General features: G+C 62.7%; 12 protein-coding genes. 10 read left to right on the top strand and 2 right to left on the bottom strand.

Annotated features, from left to right (window positions below; genetic code table 11):
* Nucleotides 1-138: 138 nt before the first annotated feature.
* Nucleotides 139-1,038, bottom strand: coding sequence for a DMT family transporter (locus tag AC1Q6X_RS25560; RefSeq protein WP_070290640.1), 900 nt, complete (start codon nt 1,036-1,038; stop codon nt 139-141).
* Between the two features lie 303 nt (nt 1,039-1,341).
* Between AC1Q6X_RS25560 and gcvA the strand changes: the two genes are divergently transcribed.
* Nucleotides 1,342-2,286, top strand: coding sequence for a transcriptional regulator GcvA (gene gcvA, locus AC1Q6X_RS25555; RefSeq protein ID WP_070220093.1), 945 nt, complete (start codon nt 1,342-1,344; stop codon nt 2,284-2,286).
* Nucleotides 2,283-2,645: a hypothetical protein gene (locus AC1Q6X_RS25550; protein WP_492498787.1), complete on the top strand. Its 363-nt coding sequence runs from the start codon at nt 2,283-2,285 to the stop codon at nt 2,643-2,645. Before gcvA ends, AC1Q6X_RS25550 begins: the two co-directional genes overlap by 4 nt.
* A 143-nt stretch (nt 2,646-2,788) precedes the next feature.
* Here AC1Q6X_RS25550 and orn read toward each other — a convergent pair whose 3' ends face one another.
* On the bottom strand, nt 2,789-3,385 hold the full coding sequence (gene orn / locus AC1Q6X_RS25545; RefSeq protein ID WP_170846480.1) for an oligoribonuclease: 597 nt from the start codon (nt 3,383-3,385) through the stop codon (nt 2,789-2,791).
* Nucleotides 3,386-3,441: 56 nt separating this feature from the next.
* Between orn and AC1Q6X_RS25540 the strand changes: the two genes are divergently transcribed.
* The 8 genes from AC1Q6X_RS25540 to AC1Q6X_RS25505 all read left to right on the top strand — a co-directional run bounded on the left by AC1Q6X_RS25540 (nt 3,442) and on the right by AC1Q6X_RS25505 (nt 14,379).
* The gene (locus AC1Q6X_RS25540) at nt 3,442-4,722 is read left to right on the top strand and encodes a M48 family metallopeptidase (RefSeq protein ID WP_492498786.1); all 1,281 of its coding nucleotides are present in this window, start codon (nt 3,442-3,444) and stop codon (nt 4,720-4,722) included.
* Nucleotides 4,719-5,084: a 4a-hydroxytetrahydrobiopterin dehydratase gene (locus AC1Q6X_RS25535; protein WP_230505819.1), complete on the top strand. Its 366-nt coding sequence runs from the start codon at nt 4,719-4,721 to the stop codon at nt 5,082-5,084. Before AC1Q6X_RS25540 ends, AC1Q6X_RS25535 begins: the two co-directional genes overlap by 4 nt.
* Nucleotides 5,081-5,986 carry a ribosome small subunit-dependent GTPase A gene (gene rsgA, locus AC1Q6X_RS25530; protein WP_034785059.1) on the top strand — a complete coding sequence of 302 codons (906 nt, stop codon included), beginning with the start codon at nt 5,081-5,083 and terminating at the stop codon, nt 5,984-5,986. The genes AC1Q6X_RS25535 and rsgA overlap by 4 nt, the downstream gene beginning before the upstream one ends.
* A 267-nt stretch (nt 5,987-6,253) precedes the next feature.
* Nucleotides 6,254-6,709: a hypothetical protein gene (locus tag AC1Q6X_RS25525; RefSeq protein WP_070220085.1), complete on the top strand. Its 456-nt coding sequence runs from the start codon at nt 6,254-6,256 to the stop codon at nt 6,707-6,709.
* A gap of 180 nt (nt 6,710-6,889) precedes the next feature.
* Nucleotides 6,890-9,739, top strand: coding sequence for an ATP-binding protein (locus tag AC1Q6X_RS25520; RefSeq protein ID WP_492498785.1), 2,850 nt, complete (start codon nt 6,890-6,892; stop codon nt 9,737-9,739).
* A 287-nt stretch (nt 9,740-10,026) separates the two neighbouring features.
* Complete coding sequence (gene argF / locus AC1Q6X_RS25515; protein WP_070220082.1) at nt 10,027-10,947, top strand: ornithine carbamoyltransferase; 921 nt, start codon at nt 10,027-10,029, stop codon at nt 10,945-10,947.
* A gap of 71 nt (nt 10,948-11,018) precedes the next feature.
* Nucleotides 11,019-12,254, top strand: a complete 1,236-nt coding sequence (locus AC1Q6X_RS25510; RefSeq protein ID WP_034759383.1) for an argininosuccinate synthase — start codon at nt 11,019-11,021, stop codon at nt 12,252-12,254.
* A 313-nt stretch (nt 12,255-12,567) separates the two neighbouring features.
* Complete coding sequence (locus AC1Q6X_RS25505) at nt 12,568-14,379, top strand: methyl-accepting chemotaxis protein (protein ID WP_492498784.1); 1,812 nt, start codon at nt 12,568-12,570, stop codon at nt 14,377-14,379.
* Nucleotide 14,380: the final 1 nt, after the last annotated feature.

The following is a 14,380-nucleotide window of genomic DNA, read 5'->3' as shown; positions in this document are numbered from 1 at the left end:
TTGACGTTAATTATAAATGAGAATCATTCGCAATCAAGTCTTATTTGTGCGCGCATAAAAAAAGCGCCGCGACAGGAAACCCGTCGCGGCGCCAAAGGAGACCGATCGAGACAACCGATCAGTTCGGGAAAAACAGGATCAGGCGCTGGCCTGCACGCCCGGCATGGCCGCCGCCTTGGGCGCGGGCCGCTGCGCCAGCAAGACCACGGCGGCCAGCACCATGGCGCCGCCCAGCAACTGCGTGCCGCTGACGGATTCCTTCAGCAAGGTCACGCCGAACGCCATCGTGATGACGGGTTCAAAGGTGGAAATGATCGACGCCTTGGCCGCGCCGATCTGCGCCACGCCGGCAAAGAAGGCGGCGATCGCGATGGCCGTCGAGAACAGGGCGATGGCGCTGACGGCCAGCCAGCCCGTCGCCGTGCCCGGCAAGGACACGCCTTGCCACAAGGCAATCGCACTGTTCGACAGGCCCGCCGTGCCCAGAATCACGACGCAAGCGGCCAATGGGTGAATATTCTCGCGGCTTTTCGACAGGCTGTTGCCAAACAGGATGTACACGGCATACACGCCGGCCGCCATCAAGGCCAGGGCGATGCCGATGGGCTGGCCCTGCAGCTTGCCGCCCAGGGTGATGGCCATGCCGGCAATGGCCAGCGCCATCAGCACCAGCATGCGCCGGTCCAGCTTTTCCCAGCCCAGGGCCAGCGCGAGGATGGTGACCAGAACGGGATACACGTACAGCAGCATGCCGCACAGGCCGCTGCTGGCATACATGAGGGCATTGAAATAGCCTTGCGACTGGGCCGTGTACATCAGGCCCATCAGCATGTAGCCGGCCAGCAGGCGGCCGCGCGGCAAGCGCCAGCCGCCCAGCCACACGAGCGGCAGCAACAGCATGGCGGCGATGACGAAACGCAAGGCCAGCATGGTCGACGGGTTGACCCCGGACGCATAGGCCGCCTTGGCAAACACTGCGGAACTGCCGAAACCGGCGGCCGAAAGCAACACCAGCGCAACGGCGCGGCGATCAGACATGACTAAACCTCTTTGAGTACGCCAGGGTAAACCTGCTGCGCGTCGCGCTTTACGGCCGGCGATGCTCACCGTACTGAAGTACGGTTGCGCTTCTCAGCCACAAATCACTGCCGCTCGCGACGGTTTTCCCAGGTGTTGTAAATATTAATGCCAAGCAAGGCTGAAAGATGATGCATGCGTGAATCCTGTTGCGGGTCGTTTCACGCATGAGCGGCATCATATTCGCTTGCGCAAAATGAAACAAACCAATATTCTTCACGGATAGGCCGAATATTACTGAGGCTCAATTCTATTAAGAACGCCATGTCACGTCCCTTGCCACCGCTCGCCGCCCTGCACGCCTTCGAGGCGGCCGCCCGCCATGAAGGTTTCCAGCGCGCGGGCGAAGAATTGCACGTCTCGGCCGGCGCCATCGGCCACCACGTCAAACAGCTGGAAGCGTGGCTCGGCATCGTGCTGTTCCAGCGTCTGCCGCGCGGCGTGGTGCTCACCAGCGCCGGCCAGCGCTATGCGGCTTCGCTGGGGCCGATACTCAACCAGCTGGCCGACGTCTCCGAACAGGCGCGGCGCCAGGGCGACGACAAGGTGGTGACGGTGACGGCCACCAGCTCGCTCGTCTCGCGCTGGCTGATGCCGCGCCTGGGCCGGCTGCGCGACCGCTACCCGCAGATCGAACTGCGCGTGCTGGCGTCAATGCACCCGGTCGACCTGGCGCGCGATGGCGTGGACGTGGCCATCCGTCTGGGACCAGGCCGCTATCCGGGCCTCAAAGTGGATTTATTGATGGAAGAATGGTTTTCCGCCGTCTGCAGCCCCGGTTTCCGCGCCAACGCGGCCAGCCTGCGCCAGCCGGCCGACCTGCTGCGCTATCCGCTGCTGCACGACGAGCCGGAAGTGCACCTGCCCGGCGAAATCGACTGGACGCGCTGGCTGCACAGCTGCGGCGTGCATTACAGCGGCAATAGCGGCAACAGCGGCGCGCGCTTTTCACACACGTATTTATGCCTGGACGCAGCCGCCAGCGGCCAGGGCGTGGCCATTGCCGCCAGTCCTTTGATCGGCGACGACCTGCGCTCGGGCCGCCTGGTGCGCGTGTTCGAACACGCGGTGCGCGGCCCCCACTGCTATTATCTGCTGCGTTCGCCCCAGGCGGAAACGCGGCCCCTCGTGCACGCGTTTTGCGAATGGCTGATCGCCGAAGCGCGCGCCGACCAGGAAACCGTCTGGCCTACCGTGGAGACAGCATGACGACACACGAACTGGCGCGCAGCGCCGACTATATTGTCCAGCACGAATACGAACAGGCCAGGGTAACGGCCGCCGATGGGCGTCACGCCAGCCTGGGCGAATTCTATGGCGACCCGGCCGTGGCCTTGATCGATGACCATGAGCAATGGTGCGCCGTGGCGGGCGAAGGATTGGTGATTTGCCGGCTGGAACAGGGGTTCGGCCAGTGCGCGGAATACTACCGCCAGCCTGGCGAAGTGCGCTGGATTACGGACTTGCGGCAAACGGGAGCGTTTGCGCTGGAGTGGCGGGGTGAGGATGGGGTTTGGCACAGCCTTGCCTTTGAGGCGGCTGTGTCGGCTTACGCGCCAAGGCGCTAACCCGACCTACGCCAGAGGTTGCAATGCCCCGTAGGTCGGCTTAGCGCACAGCGCGTAAGCCGACAACACCCGGAAAGCAACCGGAGAAACCGATCAGAGCAGGTAGGTCGGCTTAGCGCGCAGCGCGTAAGCCGACAACACCATTACAATTTAATGAAATGCTCGCGGTAGTACTTCAATTCTTCGATCGACTCGAGGATATCGGCCAGCGCCGTGTGCTTCTGGTGTTTCTTGAAACCGGTGGCGATTTCCGGCTTCCAGCGCTTGCACAGCTCTTTCAATGTCGATACGTCAACATTGCGATAGTGGAAGAATGCTTCCAGCTTCGGCATGCCGCGCACCATGAAGCGGCGGTCCTGGCCGATGGTGTTGCCGCACATGGGCGACTTGCCAGCAGGCACGTATTTCTTCAGGAACGCGATCAGTTCCGCTTCCGCCTGCGCTTCCGTCACGGTCGACGCCTTGACCTTGTCGATCAGGCCCGAACGGCCGTGCGTGCCCTTGTTCCAGGCGTCCATCTTGTTCAGGGTTTCATCCGACTGGTGAATCACGAACACGGGGCCTTCGGCCAGCAGGTTCAAGTGCATGTCCGTCACCACCACCGCCACCTCGATGATGCGGTCGGTATCAGGCTCCAGGCCCGTCATTTCCATGTCGACCCAGACCAGGTTCATCTCGTTGGGACGTGCTGGCACGGCGGGTGCGGGGGTGGATGCGGTTAAGTCGGTCGCTTGTGACATAATTCTCTCTTGGCCTAATCAAACTAAATAATCAGCCATTTTCTCACAGGCACAGAATGTATTCACTCGCGTTTTCGATTTTGTTTGTATCCGTCCTCGTTTTGACCCTGGCCGTGCGCTTCTGGCTCGCTTCGCGGCAGATCCGCCACGTGCTGGCGCACCGCGCGGCAGTCCCGCCCGAATTCGCGGAAAAAATCCCCTTGGCCGCGCACCAGAAAGCGGCCGACTATACTGTGGCGAAGACCAAGTTCGGCCTGCTGACCCTGCTGGTCAACTATGCCGTGCTGATCGGTTTTACCCTGCTGGGCGGCCTGCAATGGCTGGCGCTGCACCTGAATGAATGGATGGGTGCGGGTTCGCCCATGCTGTACCAGATCGGCCTGATCGCCGCCTTTGCCGTCATTTCGGGCCTGATCGACCTGCCCTTCGATTACTACCGCCAGTTTGTGCTGGAACAACGTTTTGGCTTCAATACCATGGCGCGCAAGCTGTTCTTCACGGACATGCTCAAGGGCGTGGGCCTGGGCGCTGCCATCGGCCTGCCGCTGATCTGGGTCGTGCTGACCCTGATGGCCAAGTCGGGCGGCCTGTGGTGGCTGTACGCGTGGTTCGTCTGGAGCGGCTTCCAGCTGCTGATGATGGTGCTGTTTCCCACCGTCATCGCGCCCCTGTTCAACAAATTCACGCCGCTGGCCGACGAAGCGCTGAAAAACCGCATCGAAGGCTTGATGCAGCGCGTGGGTTTCGCTTCGAAAGGCTTGTTCGTCATGGACGGCTCGAAGCGCAGCGCCCACGGCAATGCGTATTTCTCGGGCTTTGGCGCCAACAAGCGCATCGTCTTCTTCGACACACTGCTGTCGCGCCTGGCGCCGCAGGAGATCGAAGCCGTGCTGGCGCATGAACTGGGCCACTTCAAGCTCAAGCACATCGTCAAGCGCATCGCCATGATGTTCGTCATCTCGCTGGGCTTTCTGGCGCTGCTGGGCTATTTGAAGACGCAGCCGTGGTTCTATGCGGGCCTGGGCGTCGATCCCGTGGCGCTGGCGCTCACCGGCCAGCCGACGGATGCGCTGACCTTGCTGCTGTTCCTGCTGGTGTTGCCGGTATTCACTTTCCTGCTGGGACCGTTGACCTCGCTCAGCTCGCGCAAGCACGAATTCGAAGCCGACGCCTTTGCCGCCACGCACACGCAGGCGGACGACCTGGTCTCGGCCCTCGTGAAAATGTATGAAGACAATGCGTCGACCCTGACGCCCGACCCGCTGCACTCGGCCTTTTACGATAGCCACCCGCCGGCCAGCGTGCGCATCCGCCACCTGAAAGGGGCTACGACATGAATACGCCATCCACACTGCAAGAGCTGGCCCAACTGTCCTGCGCGCCGCGCCAGCACGCGCTGGGCGACACCGGCGTCGCCACCCTGCACGCGCTGCTGCCGCAATGGACAGTACAAAATGGCAAGCTGTGCCGCGACTTCGGCTTCAAGAATTACTACCAGACCCTGGCGTTCGTGAACGCCCTGGCCTATATGACCCATACGCAAGACCACCATCCGGAGCTCATCATTACTTACAAAACCTGCGCCGTGCGCTACGACACGCACTCGGTCAACCAGGGCGCCGGCGGCCTGTCCGAAAACGACTTCATCTGCGCCGCCAAGGCCGACCTCATCTTCCAGAGCAGCCAGGTGACCCCATGAGCGAAGGCAAGTTGACCGGCGTCATCATCGCCGCCCACGGCCGCCACTACCTGGCCGACGTGGACGGCGCCAAGCTGCAATGCGTGACGCGCGGCAAGAAAACCAATGTGGCCGTGGGCGACATCGTGCACCTGACGCGCACCTCGAACGACCAGGCCGTCATCGACCGCATCGAGGAACGCAAGACCCTGCTGTACCGCTCGGACCAGTACAAATCCAAGCTGCTGGCGGCCAACCTGACGCAGCTGTTCATCGTCGTGGCGACGGAGCCGGGTTTTGCCGACGACCTGATCTCGCGCTCGCTGGTGGCGGCCGACGCGGCCGGCATTGAGGCGCGCATCATCCTGAACAAAACGGACGTGACCGCTTCGCTGGAACGGGCCCGCGAGCGCCTGCTGCCGTATTCCTCGATGGGCTATCCCGTCGATGAAGTGTCGGCGCGCGCCGAGCCCGAGCACGCCGTGGCCACCCTGGCGCCGCTGCTGGCGGGCCAGTCGTCGATCCTGATCGGCCAGTCGGGCATGGGCAAGTCATCCTTGATCAACCTGCTGGTGCCGGACGCGGACATCGCCGTGCGCGAAATCTCGGCCGCGCTCGACACGGGCAAACACACGACGACCTTTACGCGGCTGTACAAGCTCGATGAACTGGGCGCCAACAGTTCCATCATCGACTCGCCCGGCTTCCAGGAATTCGGTCTGTATCACCTGTCCGAAGGCATGCTCGAGCGGGCTTTCCGCGAGTTCCAGCCCTACCTGGGCGGCTGCAAGTTCTATAACTGCCGCCACCTGATCGAGCCGCAATGCGCCATCCTGCAAGCCTTGTCGGAAGGCAAGATCGCCAAGATGCGCCATACCCTGTATGGCCAGCTGCTGCACGAATCGGCGCAGACACTGTATTAAGAAAATGCCGCAGCACGAATAAAGTCACAACAAAACCTCGGCCGGCAAAATTTAATTTTGCGGCCGAGCTTGCTTTTCGACTTTAATCCCAAAACCGTTCATCCGCCGTTTTAGGCATTTCAGCGCGCAGAACCAGCCGCCCGTCGCCTGCCGCTGGCGGTGGCCAGGCGCGTTTGCTAACTTGACACCAGTCGCTGCCGGAAACCCGCCAGCGACCACACGATCTAACTACTCTCCATCCTGCCATCCTGATCGAAGGTGAATGTCATGCTGACCAAACGCTTACTCCCCCTCCTCGTCGCTATCTTTGCCCTTGCCGGCGGCACAGCCCAGGCCCAAACCGCGATGACGCCGCAAGCCGCAGACAGCGTGCGCGTCACCTCTGGCACCTACTATCACGTCACGGCACAGGAAGCCTTAGACATCGAGCAGCAATACCGCCTGTCGAATGGACAACGGCTGGAAGTCCAGCAGCAGGACACCCATTTCTTTGGCCGCCTGATCGACGACAGGGAATTGCATGCAAAGCCCAGCGTGGAAATCTATCCCACCGGGCCGGGCCAGTTTGTCAGCAAAAAGGGCTCGACCTTCGTTTTCAGCAATACGGGCGAGCGCGTGGTGATCGACGACGCCCAGTTCCTGCCCGGCTTGCGCATGCCTGCCGACATGCGCAGCGCCAGCACCATGGACGGCAGCGCCCGCATCCGCCTCGTGTCACGCTAGACGCCTGCGGCCGGCCGTAGCACGGCCGGAGAAACGCCCTGTCGTGGCGGCCGGGCGGGACGCACAATTCTGCCCTGCGGACTGAACAATTCCCCTGAATGCAGCTTACAATGCGATGACGCATGGCCTGTGCGGTCGCAGGCTGGCGCCACTGTTTGCGGGGAGAATGCTTGAATGGAAATGTTCGCGCTCGAACATGACGTAGCGCAGTGGGAAAGCGCATTGCTGCCGTTGCGCGGCGCCGGGCGCGTACCGCTGCTGCTGTTGCTGGCATGGTATTTGCGCCAGCGCAACTGCGCACAGGCTCTGCACCATGCAGCCGAAGCGGCAGCCTTGTTGCCCCACGTCCAACTGCCGCCACCCGCCTTGGCCAGCGCCCAAGCGCGTCTGCAACTGGTGCAGGCGGAAGTGGCATGGCTGCAAGGCGCACTCGATGCGGCCGAAAGCCTGGCCCTGGCGGCGCACGCCATCCTGTGCGCGCATGGCGACGGCGCCGGCTGCGCCGACGCCCACTGGCTGCTGTCCTCGATCGCCGTCGACCGTGGCGACCATGCCCGCTGCGACGCCGAACTGCTGGCCGCGGCGCAGCAAGCGCGTAGCGCCGGCGATGCGATGCGCGCCGGCCTGGCCGACGCGGCCACGGCGCGCTGGGCCGTCTTGCACGACGCGCCGGCCGCCCAGGTCCGATGGGGCGGCCACTTCCAGACCGACGGCGCCAGCGGCAAGCTGCCCGCGCCGCTGGCCGCCTGGGTGCACGACTTTCGCGGCTTGCTGGCGCACACGTCACGCGACCTGGGCACGGCCGCCGGCCACTACATGCAAAGCTATGAGGCGGCCCTGGAAAGCGGCCAGCTGCGCGGCGCGATCACGGCCGCCATCAATATCGGCGACTGCTTCTCCAGCCTCAACGACAACGAATCGGCCCTCGAATGGATGCAGTGCGCGCTGGACCTGGCGCGCCCCACCGGCTGGCCGCGCAGCATCGGCGCCTGCCAGACGCATACGGCCGAGACCATGCGCAAGCTGGGGCGCCTGGCCGACGCCGAAACACTGCTGCGCGAAGCGCTGCACATCCTGGCCCCCGTGGCGGGCGCGCGCACCTATGCCAACGCCCTGTTCCACCTGGGCGAACTGAGCCTGGACAAGGGCGACTACGACACGGCGCTCGACGCCTTCAGCCGCCTGGCGCAGCGCGCCGAAGCGCTGGGCCAGGCCGATTTCCGCAGCATGGCCCAGCGCGGCAGCGCCCACGCGCTGTCTTACCTGGATCGCCCGGACGAAGCGCTGCAGGCGGCCGAACGGGCTTGCCAGCTGGCCACCGCGCAGGGCGACGCCATGCACCAGGTGGCGGCGCTGCGCGTTTTGTCCATGCTGCATGCGCGCCATGACTTGCCGCCGCCCGCAGGCATGCAGGAACGCAATCCCGCCCTGCATTTCCTGCACCAGGCACTGCAGGTGGCCGACTCCATCGAAGGCTATGTGCCGCCGGGCGAACTGCTCGATGCGCTGGCGCGCGAGTACGCGCATGCGGGCGACTATGCGCGCGCCTACGATATCGCCCTCGATGCGGGCGTGGCGCGCGAAAAAAGCCACACCCAGCAGGCGAGCAACCGCGCCACCGCCATGCAGGTCTACCACCAGACGGAACATGCGCGTTCGGAAGGCTATCACCACCGCGAACTGGCCGCCTCCGAAGCGCGCCGCGCCGAAGTATTGCAGCAGACCAGCGAGACCCTGGAGCGGCTGTCGGCCATCGGCCAGGAAATCACCACCCACCTCGACGCCAGCGCCGTGTTCCAGGTACTGGACCGCCACGTGCATGCCTTGCTGCCAGTCAACACCTTCGCCGTCTACATGCTCGATGCGGCGGGCACGGCGCTGCGCCGCGCGCACGGCGTGGAAGCGGGCCGGCCCCTGTCCGACAACGCCATTCCACTGAGCAACCCACGCGCCTATTCCGTGCGCTGCCTGCTTGGCCGGCGCGAAGTGTATATCGACCAGGTACCGCCCAAGCGCCACGCCTACACCGTGCCCGGCACGCTGCATAACCAGAGCGTGCTGTACGTGCCCTTGACGGTGGGCGAACGCGTGCTGGGCGTGATGACGGTGCAGGCTTGCCATGCACATGCCTACGGCGAACGCGAACGCCTGATCTTCCGCACCCTGTGCGCGTATGGCGCCATCGCGCTCGACAATGCCAGCGCCTACCGGCAACTGCAAGACGCCCAGGCGCAACTGGTATCGCAGGAAAAACTGGCCGCCCTCGGTTCGCTGATGGCGGGCGTGGCGCATGAACTCAACACCCCGATCGGCAACAGCCTGCTGATCGCCAGCACCATGCTGCAAAAGACGGAAGACGTGGAACGCCTGATGAACGGTCCCGGCCTGCGACGCTCGGACCTGGCCGCCTACATCGACGATGCGGGCAAGGCATCGGCGCTGGTCATGCGCGGCCTGCACAGCGCGGCCGACCTGGTCAACAGCTTCAAGCAGGTGGCCGTCGACCGCACCACCGAACAACGGCGCCAGTTCGACCTGCAGCAGGTGAGCAATGAAATCATCGCCACCGTCATGAACCGCATCCGCAGCTCGGGCCACCGCATCGAGACGGATATCGCATTCGGCATCTCGCTGGACAGCTATCCGGGCCCGTTCGGCCAGGTGATCACCAATCTGATCAACAACGCCCTGCTGCACGCCTTCGCTCCCGCGCCCAACGACGGCGCCGCCGGCAAGGGCTGCATGCGTTTGTCCGCCACGCTCGATGGCGCGCGCGTGCGGATCGTCTTCGCCGACAATGGCGGCGGCATCGCCGAACAGCATTTGTCGCGCATCTTCGACCCTTTCTTTACCACCAAGCTGGGCCAGGGCGGCAGCGGCCTCGGTTTGTCGATCAGCTACAACATCGTCACGGCCCTGCTGGGTGGCACCATCCAGGTGGCCAGCAGCCCCGCCGGCACGCATTTCACGCTGGACTTGCCCCTGGTGGCGCCGCAGATCGATGCGGCCAGCCCGGCCAGCATCTATTGATGCCGGCAAGACCATGGCTGGACGCGGATACTTGTCTACACAAGTACCCGTCCGGCCAGTCTTTCCAATCTAAAAGCAAAACCCTTATAATTGAATGGCTGAAGTCCCTGCCATTGCATGATTTACAACTTGGCAAACCGCATCGACCCGCGCGACAAACAGGCGCGGGCACCGATCAACACAGCAGCGCGCCGGGCGAGGCAGTCATCAGACGAGATGTTGTACGCTGATGCAACCCGGCGGGAAAGGCACGCCGCCGGCGGCCTGCGCATCTTCAAGTGGTCATTATGTCGACAAAAAAACCGATCAAGCACTACCTCCAGTTCTCCGATTTCACGTTGGAAGAGTATGAATATGTGATCGAACGCGCCCATCTGATCAAGCGCAAGTTCAAGAATTACGAAATCTACCATCCGCTGATCGACCGCACCCTGGTGATGGTCTTTGAAAAGAACTCCACCCGCACGCGATTGTCGTTCGAAGCCGGCATGCACCAGCTGGGCGGCGCCGCCATCTACCTAAACACGCGCGACTCCCAGCTGGGCCGCGGCGAGCCGGTGGAAGACGCGGGCCAGGTCATGTCGCGCATGTGCGACATCATCATGGTGCGCACCTTCGGCCAGGAAATCATCGAGCGTTTCGCCGCCAATTCGCGCGTGCCGGTGATCAATGGCCTGACCAATGAACACCACCCGTGCCAGGTCTTTGCCGACATCTTTACCTACATCGAACACCGCGGCTCGATCGCCGGCAAGGTCGTCGCCTGGATCGGCGACGCCAACAACATGCTGTACTCGTGGCTGCAGGCGGCCGAAGTGTTCGGCTTCCACGTCAACGTATCGACGCCGAAGGGCTACGACATCGACCTGTCGCAAGTCAAGACCGAGCGCTACACTTTCTTTGCCAACCCGTCCGACGCCTGCGAAGGCGCGCACCTGGTCAACACGGACGTGTGGACCAGCATGGGTTACGAGGCGGAAAACGCGGCCCGTATCGCCGCCTTCGACGGCTGGATCGTCGATGGCGCGAAGATGGCCCGCGCGGCGCCCGACGCGCTGTTCATGCACTGCCTGCCCGCCCACCGCGGCGAGGAAGTGGCCGCCGAAGTGATCGACGGCCCCCAATCGGTGGTGTGGGACGAGGCGGAAAACCGCTTGCACGTGCAAAAAGCGCTGATCGAATACCTGTTACTCGGTAAAATCGAATAATTCGCCCGGCACTGCATAAAAAACCTGGCAGCATCGCAATACATACATCGACAACGACAACTGGAAGCAATATGAGCGACATTAAAAAAGTAGTCCTGGCCTATTCCGGCGGACTCGACACCTCCGTCATCCTGAAATGGCTGCAAGATAACTACCAGTGCGAAATCGTCACCTTCACGGCCGACCTGGGCCAGGGCGAAGAACTGGAACCGGCGCGCGCCAAGGCCATCAAATTCGGCATCAAGCCGGAAAACATCCATATCGAAGACGTGCGCGAAGAATTCGTGCGCGATTTCGTCTTCCCGATGTTCCGCGCCAACACCGTGTATGAAGGCGAATACCTGCTGGGCACCTCGATCGCCCGTCCGCTGATCGCCAAGCGCCTGATCGAAATCGCCAACGCCACGGGCGCCGACGCCATCTCGCACGGCGCGACCGGCAAGGGCAATGACCAGGTGCGTTTCGAACTGGGCGCCTACGCCCTGAAGCCAGGCGTGAAGATCATCGCCCCATGGCGCGAGTGGGATCTGCTGTCGCGCGAAAAACTGCTGAAGTACGCGGAAGACGCCGGCATCGAAATCGACATGAAGCACAAGAACGGCGGCGCGCCGTACTCGATGGATGCCAACTTGCTGCACATCAGCTTTGAAGGCCGCCACCTGGAAAACCCGAGCGCCGAAGCGGAAGAAACGATGTGGCGCTGGACCGTCAGCCCTGAAAAGGCGCCGGACGAAGCGGAATACCTGGACATCGAATACGAAAAAGGCGACATCGTCGCCATCAACGGCGTGCGCATGTCGCCGGCGACCGTGCTGGCCGAACTGAACAAGGTTGGCGGCAAGCATGGCGTGGGACGCCTGGACCTGGTGGAAAACCGCTACGTCGGCATGAAGTCGCGCGGCTGCTATGAAACCCCGGGCGGCACCATCATGCTCAAGGCCCACCGCGCCATCGAATCGATCACCCTGGACCGCGAAGTGGCCCACCTGAAAGATGACCTGATGCCGCGCTACGCGTCGATGATCTACAACGGCTACTGGTGGGCGCCCGAGCGCGTTGCCCTGCAAACCCTGATCGACCACACGCAGGAAACCGTGAACGGCTGGGTACGCATCAAGCTGTACAAGGGCAATGTCATCGTTGTGTCCCGCGATTCGAAGACGGATTCGCTGTTCGACATGAACATCGCCACCTTCGACGAAGACGGCGGCGCCTACAACCAGGCCGATGCCGGCGGCTTCATCAAGCTGAACGCCTTGCGCATGCGCATCGCCGCCATCGCCCGCGAAAAACGAGGCCAGAAGTAATTAGTTAGCCAGGGGGCACCTGCTCCCGCGCCAGCTCAAGCCGCCCACGGGCGGCTTTTTTGCGTTTGAAACGCACTCGTCCGCGATTTACGGCCCTGCGCGCACCCGGATCACCCCCATTTTGCTGTCCCCGTGGCAAAATGCTACAGTGCAATTTAGAGCACCTAACATAACCTACTGCGCGGCGCGATTTGCGGCCTGCGATGCTCACTGTGCATGCGCACAGTTGCGCTTCTCAGCCGCAACTCGCTGCCGCTCGCTACGGTTCTGTTAGGCGACTCTTAGTCGAAAACTTCCCGCTTCCGGAGCCACCATGTTCAAAGACCTGAGTATCAAGAATAAACTGTACCTGGGCTTCGGCTCCATCGTGGCCATCATCCTGATCCTGCTGGGCGTGGCCTACAACAGCTTTTCGCGGCTGTCCGAGGCTAATGCATGGGACCGCCATACGATGGAAGTGCTGGTCGAGATCGACAAGATCCACAATTCCATCCTGCAAATCCAGGTGGAAGCGCGCGGTTTCATCCTGACCGGCAACGAAGCCTCGCTGACCCCGGAAACCGATGAAACGGCAATGCTGAGCCAACACACGCAAAAAGCCATCGCCATGACGGTCGACAACAAGCTGCAGTCGGAACGTTTCCGCAAGATCGACCAGCTGACCAGCACCTGGGTCAAGGAGTGGATCCATCCCCTGATCGAGAAGCGCCGCGCGCTGGGCAATGCGCCGGGCGCCACGGAAGCGGTGGCGCGCTCCATGCCGCCAAGCGGCTACCCGGCTGTCGCGCAAGCGAACAAGCTGCTCGACGAAGTGGCCGCCGAGGAAACCCGCTTGCTGGCCGAACGCACGGCCACCACGGCAAAATTGCAGGAAACCATGATGTTGACCCTGGCCCTGGGCGGCCTGCTGTGCGTGGTGCTGGCGCTGGGCATTTCCTATCTGCTGGGCCGTGCCATCCTCGGCCCGCTGAACAGCCTGACGGACGCCGTCGGGCGCATCGCCGGCGGCGAGCAAGGCGCGCGCGCCGCCATCCTCTCGCGCGACGAACTGGGCAAGGTAACGGAAGAGTTCAACCGCATGGCGCAAACCATCCAGGACAACCAGGCCAACGAATTGGCCGCCACCAACACCTTGCGGGCCAAGGTCGATTCCTTGCTGGATGTGGTATCCAAGGCGGCCTCGGGCGACCTGACGGGCAAGGTCAGCATCACGGGCAGCGATGCCATCGGGCAACTAGGCAATGGCCTGGCGAAGATGTTCGAAAACCTGCGCAGCCTGCTCAACAATGTACAAAAGGCCGGCATCCAGGTGACGACGTCCGCCACGGAAATTGCCGCCTCGGCGCGCCAGCAGGAAGCCACGGGCATTGAGCAAGCGCAAACGAGCGTGGAAATTCTCAGCACCACCAAGGAAATCTCGGCCAACACGAGCCAGTTGCTCAAAACCATGGAAGACGCCACCGCCGTGGCCGACTACACGACGAATGCCACGGCCGAAGCGCAGAATAACCTCAAGCGCATGGATTCGACCATGCAGCATATGGTTTCGGCCACCGATTCCATCAACGCCAAGCTGGCCGCCTTGTCGGAAAAGGCCAGCAATATCAATAGCGTGCTGATCACCATCACGAAGGTGGCCGACCAGACCAACATCCTGTCGCTGAACGCCGCCATCGAGGCGGAAAAGGCGGGCGAGGCGGGCCGCGGGTTCTCCGTCGTGGCGACGGAAATCCGCCGCCTGGCCGACCAGACCTCGGTGTCCACCTGGGATATCGAACAAATGTTGAAAGAAATGCAATCTGCCGTATCCGCCAGCGTGATGGGCATGGATAAATTCTCGGAAGAAATTCGCCGCAGCGTGGGCGAAGTGCGCCAAGTGGCCGAGCAGCTGTCGTCCGTCATGGACCAGGTGCAGAAACTCACGCCGCAGTTCGACGCCGTGCTGCAAGGCATGCAGTCGCAGGCGATCGGCGCGTCGCAGATTTCCGACACCATGATGCAGCTCAACGACGCCACCCAGCAAACGGTGGAGTCATTAAAAGCCACCAGCGAGGCGGTGCACCAGTTGCAATATGCGGCGGGCGACCTGCAGTCGAGCGTGTCGACCTTCGCCGTCACCATCTGAT

This window comes from Janthinobacterium sp. GW823-FHT06H09 (genome assembly GCF_058794735.1).
The sequence above is the reverse complement of the archived record's forward strand: the minus strand, read 5'-3'. Positions and strand labels throughout refer to the sequence as shown.